The organism is Flavobacterium psychrolimnae (assembly GCF_003312425.1).
Classification (GTDB): Bacteria; Bacteroidota; Bacteroidia; order Flavobacteriales; family Flavobacteriaceae; genus Flavobacterium; species Flavobacterium psychrolimnae.
In genome coordinates this window covers 320,206-332,061 of sequence record NZ_QNUX01000003.1, presented here as the reverse complement: position 1 = coordinate 332,061, position 11,856 = coordinate 320,206, and the positions used below count along the sequence as shown (strand labels likewise).

General features: G+C 35.3%; 9 protein-coding genes. 6 read left to right on the top strand and 3 right to left on the bottom strand.

Features of this window, described 5'->3' with window-relative positions:
- The first annotated feature begins 296 nt into the window (after positions 1 to 296).
- The 4 genes from DR980_RS05350 to DR980_RS05335 all read left to right on the top strand — a co-directional run bounded on the left by DR980_RS05350 (position 297) and on the right by DR980_RS05335 (position 5,695).
- On the top strand, positions 297 to 809 hold the full coding sequence (locus DR980_RS05350; RefSeq protein ID WP_113634209.1) for a MepB family protein: 513 nt from the start codon (positions 297 to 299) through the stop codon (positions 807 to 809).
- 354 nt (positions 810 to 1,163) lie between these two features.
- Positions 1,164 to 4,622, top strand: a complete 3,459-nt coding sequence (gene ileS / locus DR980_RS05345) for an isoleucine--tRNA ligase (RefSeq protein WP_113634208.1) — start codon at positions 1,164 to 1,166, stop codon at positions 4,620 to 4,622.
- A 7-nt stretch (positions 4,623 to 4,629) separates the two neighbouring features.
- Positions 4,630 to 5,010 (top strand): TraR/DksA family transcriptional regulator, encoded by a 381-nt coding sequence (locus DR980_RS05340; RefSeq protein ID WP_113634207.1) that lies wholly within the window; start codon positions 4,630 to 4,632, stop codon positions 5,008 to 5,010.
- Positions 5,011 to 5,095: 85 nt separating this feature from the next.
- Positions 5,096 to 5,695, top strand: coding sequence for a lipoprotein signal peptidase (locus tag DR980_RS05335; RefSeq protein ID WP_113634206.1), 600 nt, complete (start codon positions 5,096 to 5,098; stop codon positions 5,693 to 5,695).
- 63 nt (positions 5,696 to 5,758) lie between these two features.
- Here DR980_RS05335 and DR980_RS05330 read toward each other — a convergent pair whose 3' ends face one another.
- From DR980_RS05330 to DR980_RS05320, 3 genes are read right to left on the bottom strand one after another with little or no spacing between them, the layout of a single operon-like run.
- Positions 5,759 to 5,956, bottom strand: coding sequence for a hypothetical protein (locus tag DR980_RS05330; protein ID WP_091166339.1), 198 nt, complete (start codon positions 5,954 to 5,956; stop codon positions 5,759 to 5,761).
- Between the two features lie 43 nt (positions 5,957 to 5,999).
- The gene (locus tag DR980_RS05325; protein ID WP_113634205.1) at positions 6,000 to 6,563 is read right to left on the bottom strand and encodes a 5-formyltetrahydrofolate cyclo-ligase; all 564 of its coding nucleotides are present in this window, start codon (positions 6,561 to 6,563) and stop codon (positions 6,000 to 6,002) included.
- A gap of 10 nt (positions 6,564 to 6,573) precedes the next feature.
- Positions 6,574 to 7,554 (bottom strand): succinylglutamate desuccinylase/aspartoacylase family protein, encoded by a 981-nt coding sequence (locus tag DR980_RS05320; protein ID WP_113634204.1) that lies wholly within the window; start codon positions 7,552 to 7,554, stop codon positions 6,574 to 6,576.
- Positions 7,555 to 7,684: 130 nt separating this feature from the next.
- Between DR980_RS05320 and uvrC the strand changes: the two genes are divergently transcribed.
- Together uvrC and DR980_RS05310 are read left to right on the top strand one after the other, a co-directional pair.
- Positions 7,685 to 9,487 carry an excinuclease ABC subunit UvrC gene (uvrC, locus tag DR980_RS05315; protein ID WP_113634203.1) on the top strand — a complete coding sequence of 601 codons (1,803 nt, stop codon included), beginning with the start codon at positions 7,685 to 7,687 and terminating at the stop codon, positions 9,485 to 9,487.
- A gap of 36 nt (positions 9,488 to 9,523) precedes the next feature.
- Positions 9,524 to 11,722: a patatin-like phospholipase family protein gene (locus DR980_RS05310; protein ID WP_113634202.1), complete on the top strand. Its 2,199-nt coding sequence runs from the start codon at positions 9,524 to 9,526 to the stop codon at positions 11,720 to 11,722.
- Positions 11,723 to 11,856 lie beyond the last annotated feature (134 nt).

The following is an 11,856-nucleotide window of genomic DNA, read 5'->3' as shown; positions in this document are numbered from 1 at the left end:
ATCAGGATGCTTTTTTTTGTAGTCATAATATTCTATTTTAGTTATCTTCGTAAGATAATCAAAATCAACAATGGTGCTACCGAAGGTTTAGTTCAACCGTGGTTTTGCAAAATTGCGAATCTTTTGCACGCCGGACGTTTATCTTCCGCAAGAAATTTTATCTTTGATAGAAAATAATCGGTTCCGAAGTTCGCAACCTCGCCAAGCGCCGGAACGTTACCTTTCATTGCCTCACCACTTAAAAAATAAAACTGGAAAGAAAATCAATTGTACCAAAATTGACAAATTCCAGTAACATGTTTTCTGAAATACAAATTTTAAATAATTCCATATTTAAAGTTTGCGGAATAGAACTTGAAGGCCTAGAAATTGAAAAAGAAAGTCAAGAGTATTTTGCTCATAATTTTGAACTAAACAAACAAAAAGTAAAATTCAGAATGGCGAAAATCACGCCAACTAAAACGGGGCAATTTGTATCAATTTGGAAACGAAATGAAAAGGGTATAACGGAACCGTATAATGTTGACGATGAATTTGAATTTTACTTAATTGCTACGCGTCAAGCAGAAAGGTTTGGAGTTTTCATTTTCACCAAAACAGTTTTGAGCGAAAATAGAATTTTGACAAGCCAAAAAGGGAAAGGAAAACGTGGAATTAGAGTTTACCCAAATTGGAGCGTAACAGAAAATAAACAAGCACAAAAAACTCAAAATTGGCAAACAAAATATTTCGTAGAAATTGGAAACAGTAATGAAATTGACTTAAACACGCTAAAAAAGCTACTGAAAATAGAGTTAGAAAAAAACTAATTCAAAAAAACAAAGAACAGCTAACAGCTACAATTTCATTGCGTTCTCCGCAGCAAAATAATACTAGAACGATATCCGCTAGCTTGTATTTATAATCCCGTGCCCACAAGTTTTATCAAATTTATAAAATCGAGCGCACTCGTGATTTCATTTTAGCTCTGAAATTATCAAAATTGTTTGGGAAACCAGTAAATAATTTTTTTTGAATTAGAAGCAGATGAGTAAAAGTATTTTTATCTCTTTGACAAAATGCAAGTAAATCGATTTTGGCTTAAAGCGTAACTTTCGACCTACGACTTTCAACTTTCAACTTTAATTTACTACTTTCGCATTTCGATTAAAGAAAAGGATAAAATGAGCACAAAATTTACTGAATACAAAGGACTTGACTTGCCAACAGTGGCGTCAGAAGTACTTGCTTTTTGGAAGAAAGAAACTATATTCGAGAAAAGCGTAACCACTCGTGAAGGAAATCCACCATTCGTGTTTTTTGAAGGGCCGCCTTCGGCTAATGGATTACCAGGAATTCACCACGTAATGGCGCGTGCCATTAAAGATATTTTTTGCAGATATAAAACTCAAAAAGGTTTCCAAGTGAAGCGTAAAGCGGGCTGGGATACCCACGGTTTGCCTGTGGAATTAGGTACCGAAAAAGAATTGGGAATCACCAAAGAAGATATTGGAAAGACCATTTCCATCGAAGAATATAACGAAGCGTGTAAAAAAACCGTGATGCGTTATACGGATGTATGGAATGATTTGACTGAAAAAATGGGTTATTGGGTCGATATGGAAGATCCGTATGTGACCTACAAATCCAAATATATGGAAACGGTTTGGTGGATTTTGAAACAAATCTACAACAAGGATTTGATGTACAAAGGCTACACCATTCAGCCGTATTCTCCAAAAGCAGGAACAGGTTTATCTTCTCACGAAGTGAACCAGCCGGGAAGTTACCGTGATGTAACAGATACTACAGTTGTGGCACAATTTAAAGTGATTGACGCGCACAAAGAATTGTTGTTCTCTAAGTTTTACGATTACATCAGTTCTAATAATTTACTTCATTATAAGTTAGAAGCGTTGGATTTAGACGAAATCTTTATCCTAGCTTGGACAACAACGCCTTGGACATTGCCAAGTAATACGGCTTTGACTGTAGGTCCAAAAATTGAATATGCTTTAGTAAAAACATTCAATCAATATACATTTCGCCCAGCAACATTGATTTTGGCTAAGAATTTAGTTGGAAAACAATTCGGGAAAGGGTTCTTTGAAAGTAATGAGCCTGCTGATTTTGAAAATTTCAAAGAAGGCGACAAGAAAATCCCATATCAGGTTTTGGCGGAATGCAAAGGAGCTGATTTGGTTGATATTCGTTACGAACAATTAATGCCTTTGGTTCTTCCATATCAAAATGCGGAAAATGCTTTCAGAGTAATTTCAGGGGATTTTGTAACTACCGAAGACGGAACAGGAATTGTACATACATCGCCTACTTTTGGTGCTGATGATGCAAAAGTAGCGAAAGAAGCTACGCCTGAAGTTCCACCGATGTTGGTTCTTGACGAAAATGGAACTCCGGTTCCGTTAGTAGATTTACAAGGAAAATTCACTTCGCACGTTGGGGAATATGCCGGTAAATATGTAAAAAACGAATATTATAACGAAGGTGAAGCGCCAGAACGTTCTGTAGACGTTGAAATTGCCATCCGATTAAAAGAAGAAAACAGAGCATTTAAAGTAGAGAAATATGTCCACAGTTATCCACATTGCTGGAGAACAGACAAGCCTATTTTATATTATCCTTTGGATTCTTGGTTTATAAAAATTTCTGAAGTCAAAGATAGAATGTTTGACTTGAACGAAACCATCAACTGGAAGCCAAAAGCAACTGGAGAAGGACGTTTTGGAAATTGGTTGAAAAATGCCAATGACTGGAATTTATCTCGTTCAAGATTCTGGGGAATTCCATTGCCAATATGGAGAACTGAAGACAAACAAGAAGAAATATTAATTGGTTCTGTAGAAGAATTATACAACGAAATTGAAAAATCTATCGCTGCAGGTTTCCAAAAAGAAAATCCTTTTAAAGGTTTTGAAATTGGAAATATGGCAGAATCAAATTACGATTTAGTTGATTTACATAAAAATGTAGTCGATGAAATCACTTTGGTTTCTGCTTCTGGAAAAGCAATGACGCGTGAATCGGACTTGATTGATGTTTGGTTTGATTCCGGTTCTATGCCTTATGCGCAGTGGCATTATCCTTTTGAAAACAAAGATAAAATAGATCAAAACAAAGATTTCCCTGCTGACTTTATTGCAGAAGGAGTAGATCAAACTCGTGGATGGTTTTATACGTTGCACGCCATAGGAACATTAGTTTTTGATAAAGTTGCGTACAAAAATGTAGTTTCAAACGGATTGGTTTTAGACAAAAACGGGCAAAAAATGTCCAAACGTTTAGGGAATGCCGCAGATCCTTTCGAAACATTAAAAGAATACGGTCCAGATGCGACGCGTTGGTACATGATATCGAATGCGAATCCTTGGGACAACTTGAAATTTGACTTAGAAGGAATTGCTGAGGTTCGCCGTAAATTCTTTGGAACTTTATACAATACGTATTCGTTTTTTAGTTTGTATGCCAATATTGATGGTTTCAAATTTGAAGAAGCGGAGATTCCTTTAAATGAAAGACCGGAAATTGATCAATGGATCATGTCAGAACTGAACACTTTGATCAAAGAAGTGGACGGTTTCTATGCGGATTATGAACCAACGAAAGCAGCTCGTGCAATCTCTGAATTTGTACAGGAAAACTTAAGTAACTGGTACGTTCGTTTGTGCAGAAGACGCTTCTGGAAAGGGGAATATGCGCAGGACAAAATCGCTGCTTATCAAACTTTATATACCTGTTTGTTGACCATAAGTAAACTGGGTGCGCCTATCGCTCCGTTCTTTATGGACAAACTTTACAGAGATTTAACTTTAGCAACACAGTCGGAAAAATATGACAGTGTACATTTGGCGGAGTTTCCAATTTCGGTTGAAAACTATGTTAATAAAATGTTAGAGAGCAAAATGCAGAAAGCACAAACCATTTCATCATTGGTTTTATCACTCCGAAAAAAGGAAATGATAAAGGTACGCCAACCGTTGCAAAAGGTAATGATTCCGGTACTTGACGACAATCAAAGAGCTGAAATTGAAGCTGTTTCTGACCTTATAAAAGCAGAGGTAAACGTGAAAGAAATCGTACTTTTGGACGATGCTTCCGGTGTTTTGGTGAAACAAATTAAGCCTAATTTTAAGACACTCGGACCCCGTTTTGGAAAGGATATGGGATTGATTTCTAAAGAGATACAAGGATTTTCGAAAGAGCAGATTGCTCAATTAGATAAGGAAGCAAGCCTTAGTATTGTTATTGCAGGAAATAACGTAATTTTAACTTTAGAAGATGTAGAAATTACATCGCAAGATATTGAGGGTTGGTTAGTAGCGAACTCAAACGGAATAACGGTTGCGCTGGATATTACAATTTCACCAGCATTAAAACAAGAAGGAATTGCCAGAGAATTAGTAAACAGAATCCAGAATATCCGTAAAGATTCCGGATTTGAAGTTACTGATAAAATTAAAGTTCAATTGAAGAGAAATGGAATTTTAGAAGAGGCGATTCTTGAAAATGAAGCGTACATAAAATCAGAAACATTAACCAGTGATTTGGTTTTTGTAGATGAATTAGAAAACGGTACAGAAATTGAATTTGACGACATAAAAACAATGATTTTAATTTCAAAATAATACAACAATGGTAGATGAAATTGCAAGATACTCTGACGCTGATTTAGCAGAGTTCAAAGAGATAATCCTTAACAAAATTCAAAAAGCACAAGCTGATTTAGATCTGATAAAAAGTGCGTACATGAATGATTTGAATAACGGAACTGATGATACTTCGCCTACCTTTAAAGCCTTTGAAGAGGGAAGCGAAACAATGTCTAAAGAAGCGAATTCTCAACTGGCTATTCGTCAGGAAAAGTTTATTCGTGATTTAAAGAATGCACTTTTCCGTGTAGAAAATAAAACTTACGGTGTGTGTAAAGTTACAGGCAAACTAATTGGGAAAGAAAGATTAAAAATCGTTCCTCATGCAACAATGAGTATTGAGGCAAAAAATTTGCAAAGATAAACTACTTGTTGTGTAATTTTTAACGCTCCTAATGGAGCGTTTTTTTTGATTAAATTGTTATTTTTGCGCCATTAAAATTTATAAAATGTCATTACGAAAAGCGTATCTCCTTATTTTTATCTTATTGCTTGTTGATCAAGTTTCCAAAATATACATTAAAACTAATTTTATTTTAGGCGAAGAAGTTGAAGTATTCAAATGGTTCAAAATTCTTTTTATCGAAAATGAAGGAATGGCTTGGGGTACTGAAATTCCTGGTCAATACGGAAAATTATTCCTAACCCTTTTTAGATTGGTGGCTGTAGGTGGAATTGGATATTGGTTGTGGGATTCTGTGGAAAGAAAACACAGCTCTAATTATTTAATCGTAGCTATTTCATTGATTTTAGCCGGTGCTTTCGGGAACATTATTGATTCTGTTTTTTACGGTGTTATTTTTGACGACAGTCAACAACAATTAGCTACTTTATTTTCAGATCAACCTTATGGAACTTGGTTTCACGGAAAAGTAGTAGATATGTTTTACTTTCCCTTTTGGCATGGAAATCTACCGAGTTGGTTGCCTATTTGGGGTGGAAAAGAATTTACTTTTTTCAATGCAATTTTCAACATTGCTGATATGGCGATTTCTACCGGAGTTGGAATCTTGATTTTCTTTAATAAAAAAGCATTTCATCACAATTAGATTCAGCGTTTTTAGCACAAACAAAAAGACCTGTTCATGATTTGAACAGGTCTTTTTACTTAATTAGTTTTTGTTATGTCCGGGTGCGTATCGTTTCGCACTTTTTCCGCCATATATTTTTTTAGCTTGTCCTGGAGGAAGTTTTTTAGCTTTATAACTTGATCTGCTGGTTCCGGTTTGAATGCTGCAGTTTGAAAATGAAACTGCAAATAGAATGACCATAACGCTTACGGCAAATCTTGAATTTTTGAATGTTCTCATAAATTATTTGGATTGTATCTGCTACGAAAGTACGCATTCTAAATTAGAACGAATAAATCTCATTCGGAGTCACGCAATAATCCAATTGTATATCGGCTTCAAAAACATCTTCAATAATTTCTTCGGGTTCGAAGAAAGACAGTCCAATTTTAATTACATCCGGTTTGCATTCCGATAAAAATTTATCATAAAATCCTTTTCCGTAACCCACGCGATGTCCTTTTTTATCGAAAGCCAAAAGCGGAACAAAAACTACATCAATCTTGTTTGATGGAACTTCAATACCATCTACAGGTTCCGGAATGTTGTATTCATTTTTCTTGATTTTAGTGTTGTCCGTCAATAGGAAATGAGTCATGTTTCGCGTTGCAAAATCAGCTTTGGGAACAATAATTTCTTTGTCTTTTCCGGATAATAAATGAAGAATAAATTCTGTATTGACTTCCTTTTGTTCTGTTATGGGAAGGAAAATATGGAAATAGGTTTTATCCCAAAGCGGAATCGCAAGTATTTTATTGGCTACAGCCAAACTCATTTCTTCCACTTCATTTTCGGAAAACGAATTTCTTAGGGCTTTGTATTTTTGTCGTAACGCAGTTTTGTTCATTTTAAATATTTTATTCTCCTTCTTCTCCAAGAGCATTCGACAAATGATAAATGGCATCACCTTCATAGACAATTGGGGAATGATTGGCATTGATGATATAACCGTCGTTTGGCGCTTTTACTTTCCGCTCAAATTTTCCATACGGATCCGTTATGGTGGCAAGTATAGTTCCTTTTTTTACAAATTTCCCAATAGTGTCGTAATCATGTAATAATCCGGAGCATTTGGCGCGTATCCAGCCAGATTTTTCAATATAAATCGTGTTGGATTTTTGCTGTACCACTGTATGTTTTAAATCAAGCATATCAAGATGTTTAAGTAGGCGCTTTGCTCCATTTATTCCTTCCTCGGCGATATCATTATTAATATCTAATGATTTTCCGCCTTCAAAAAGCAACATTTTAACGTCCATTCTTTCGCTGGAACTCCTGAAAGATCCCATTATATTTCTGGAATATAAGGTGAAAGGTGCATTAAATACATCCGCCAGAATTTTTAAATCAGCATTATTATGTGCTATTCTGATTTGTGGCGCGTTGAAACGGCTGGCTCCACCTGCATGAAAATCGACAGCATATTCTACCAAAGGCATAATTTCGGCTAAAATATGAAACGCAAATCGGCTGGCCAAAGAACCTGTTTTACTTCCGGGAAAAACGCGATTTAAATCCCGACCGTCTGGGAATTCTCTGGATTTATTGACAAATCCGTATACGTTTATTATTGGAATACAAATTATTGTTCCTCTTTTTGGCTTGTTGATTTTTTTGTAAATGAGCTGTCGGACGATTTCTACTCCATTGATTTCGTCGCCATGAATCCCTGCCGAGAAAAGAACAACGGAACCTTCAAACTTGGAGCGTCGCACGATAATAGGAATGTTCAATTTTGTAGTGGTGTGCAGTCTAGCAATTTCGACATTGATAGTTTTGCTTTCGCCTGGATTTATGCTTTCGCCAAAAAGAACGATAGGTGTGGTATTAATTTTCATCATAGGTTCTTGAAAGCATAAAAATAAGGATAATAACGAATTAGAAACTAAAATTCCGTTAAAATTTTCCTCAGCAAGATTTCAAGAATATTGATTTGTATTTCGGGATTTTACAGATTAACTTTGTTACATGAATCCAACAGCTTTATCCCTACAAATCCAAACCTTACCTGATAATCCCGGCGTATACCAATATTACGACAAAGAAGGGAAAATTTTGTATGTGGGCAAAGCCAAAAATCTTAAAAAGCGAGTTTCTTCTTATTTCAATAAAATTCACGATACGGCCAAAACTAATGTGCTCGTAAAGAAAATTGTTATGATAAAACATATTGTGGTTCCTACCGAAACCGATGCGTTGCTATTAGAAAATAACCTTATAAAAACCTTGCAACCGCGGTACAACGTATTGTTGCGGGATGATAAAAGTTATCCGTGGTTGTGTATCAAGAAAGAACCTTTTTCGCGCATTTTTGCAACCCGCAGAATGGTCAAAGACGGGTCGGAATATTTTGGACCGTATACCAGTTTCAAAACCGTAAGTACTATTTTAGAGCTGATCAAAGAGTTGTATCCACTTCGAACTTGTAACTATGATTTGAGTAAAAGCAATATCGAAAGCGGGAAATTCAAAGTTTGTCTTGAATATCATATTGGGAATTGCATGGGTCCGTGTGAAGGTCATGAAACATTGGAAAATTACCAAAAACAAGTTGATGCGATTCGCGAAATCCTGAAGGGAAATTTCAAGGAAAGTATGAAAGATTTCAAGCGTGTTATGACCAGTTTAGCTGCTGACATGCATTTTGAAGAAGCTCAAAAAATAAAAGAAAAAATTGAAATTTTAGAGAATTACCAATCGCGTTCTACGATTGTAAATCCAAAAATCACCAATATTGATGTGTTTTCGATAGTTTCCGATGAAAGTGCTGCGTATGTGAATTTCCTGCAAATTTCTCACGGCTCGATTATTCGTTCTCATACGATGGAAATCAAAAAGAAACTCGACGAAACGGATGAAGAGTTATTAGAATTGGCGATTATTGAACTGCGAGAGCGTTTTCATTTGCTGTCTAGAGAAGTTATTGTTCCGTTTCATGTGGACTTGGGAGAGAATATAAAAATCACCGTTCCGCAACTAGGCGACAAAAAGCAAATTTTGGATTTATCAATCCGAAACGCTAAGTTTTACCGAATCGAACAACTCAAACAATTGCAAATTGTAGATCCTGATCGCCATACGAAACGAATTATGGCTCAAATGCAAAAAGATTTGCGATTGCCGGTCGAGCCAAGACACATCGAATGTTTTGACAACTCGAATATTCAAGGAACAAATCCTGTGGCAGCTTGTGTGGTTTTTAAAGATGGGAAACCCAGCAAAAAAGATTACCGCCATTTTAATATAAAAACAGTCGAAGGACCGGATGATTTTGCTTCGATGACCGAAGTGGTTTATAGAAGATACAAACGATTGCTTGATGAAAATCAACCCTTGCCGAATTTAATCATTATTGACGGTGGAAAAGGACAATTATCATCAGCCTTGAAAAGTATAGATGAACTGGGGCTTCGAGGAAAAATTGCTATAATTGGGATTGCCAAAAGACTGGAAGAGCTGTTTTATCCCGGAGATTCTATTCCGTTGTATTTGGATAAAAAATCAGAAACTCTGAAAATTATACAGCAATTGCGAAACGAAGCACACCGTTTTGGGATTACGCATCACCGGGATAAAAGGAGTAAAGCGGCATTGAATTCTTCAATAGAAAGCATTCCCGGAATTGGAGAAAAAACAATGTTGACTTTGATTCAGCACTTTAAAAGTGTTAAAAGATTGAAATTAGCGACAGAAAAAGAAATTTCGGACGTTATAGGTGTATCGAAAGCCAAAAAAATTACCGAATTTTACAAGGCAACAAACGAAAATTAATACCATCAGATTCTATTACGGAACAAATTGCTGCTTATGAAGAAAATCGCACTATTATTCATTGTTTTTATCAGTTTAACCGTGTTTTCGCAAGAGCAAAAAAGACCTAAAATAGGTTTGGTTTTAAGTGGTGGTGGTGCAAAAGGTTTTGCTCATATAGGAGTTTTGAAAGTATTAGAGGAAGCTGGCGTTAAAATTGACTACATTGGTGGAACCAGTATGGGTGCGGTTATTGGCGGTCTCTATGCTTCAGGATATAATGCAACCCAAATTGATTCGATTTTTCAGGCGACGAATTTCAATGAATTAATCAACGATTTTATTCCCAGATCATCCAAAAATTTTTACGAAAGAAGAAATGATGAGCTTTATGCGCTGGTTTTGCCGTTTAATAAAATGAAAATTGGAATTCCGGAAGCCTTGTCTAAAGGAATGTACAATTATAATTTATTGAGCAGGATTACTAGAAACGTAAGGCACATCAAAGATTTTAATAAGCTTCCCATTCCTTTTTTGTGTATTGGTACCAATATTGAAACCGGAGAAGAAGTGCTGTTGAACAAAGGGAATTTGGCGCAGGCCATGATTGCAAGCTCTGCGTTTCCCTCTTTATTTTCTCCTGTGGAAATAGACGGGAAAATTTTGGTAGATGGTGGTGTTGTGAATAATTACCCAATTGAAGAAGTACGAAAATTAGGTGCTGATATTATTATTGGTGTTGATGTGCAAAATGATTTATTGGACAGGACACAACTGAAAGATGCTACAAAAATTTTGGTTCAAATCACCAATCTTCAATCTATTGAACGAATGAAGAGGAATGTAACAAATACCGATATTTACATCAAACCGGACGTTACACAATACGGCGTAATCTCTTTTGACAAGGGAAATGAAATAATAAGAAAAGGAGAAGAAGCCACATTTGCCGTTTATGAACAATTAAAAAAAATTGTGGATGAGTCTAATCCTTATCAGAAACCAAAATTAGAATTGCGTTCAGACAGCCTGCAAATCAGAGCGATAAACAGCAATGAATTAGACAATTATACGAAAGAGTATGTCATTGGGAAATTAAGATTCAAACCAGGAACAAAAACGTGTTATGATGATTTATTAAAGGGAATTAATAATATCAATGCGACTAAAAATTTTAGTGCCATTTCCTATTCATTGGAAGCAAACAAGGAGGATGTTGATTTGAATATTAACTTGAAAGAGAATGCGACAAAAACATATTTGAAATTTGGATTGCATTATGATAATTTATTCAAAAGTGGTGTTTTAGTGAATTTGACTCGTAAAAAAACACTTTTTAAAAATGACATTGCCTCTTTGGATATTATTTTAGGCGACAATATCAGGTATAATCTTGATTATTATATTGAAAACGGATTCAATTTGAGTTTTGGTTTCAAATCGCATTACAACCAATTTAATAGAAATGTTGCCAAAGAAATAAGTAGTTCAACGGTTAATAATCCGGATATAAATTCTTTAAATGTGGACTTTACGGACATGACAAATCAGGCGTATTTTCAGTCGTTATTTGTTCAGAAATTCTTGATAGGTGGCGGTATAGAACTCAAATATTTAAAGATAAAATCAGAGACACTTGCTAATGTAGACCCAATAATTGACAACAGTAATTATTTTAGTGTTTTTGGGTACATGAAATACGATTCATTTGATAATAAATATTTTCCTAAAAAAGGATGGTATTTCACAGGTGATGTTCAATCGTACTTACTGTCTTCAAATTATACCGGTGATTTTAAACCATATTCCATTGCCAAAGGCGATTTTGGAGTAGCAGCAACTTTGTTTAAAAACGCCACTGTAAAATTTCAAACCGACGCAGGATTTTCTTTCGGTCAGCAAAGTGTCGCTTTCTTTAATTTTGTTTTAGGAGGTTATGGATTTAATCCGTTGCATAATTTCAAATATTTATATGGGTATGATTATTTAAGCGTTGCGGCAAATAGTTATATAAAATCTACGGGAACGGTAGATTATGAGTTTTTGAAGAAGAATCACGTCAATTTTTCAGCAAATTTTGCTAATATTGGAGATCGGATTTTTGAATCGGTAGATTGGATTTCCATCCCGAAATATTCTGGTTATGCCGTTGGATATGGTTTAGAAACGGTCATTGGACCCATAGAAATAAAATATTCTTGGTCTCCGGAACAGCCAAAAGGATTTACATGGTTTAGCATTGGGTTTTTGTTTTAATTATAATTTATTTCAATAATAATTCCGATATTTGTTATAATGAAAACAAAATGGCTAGGTTTATTAGAGTATCTTCAATTCCTTATCAAGAGAAATCCTGAGTAAGGACTCTTTTTTTTGATTTATCATAGCAC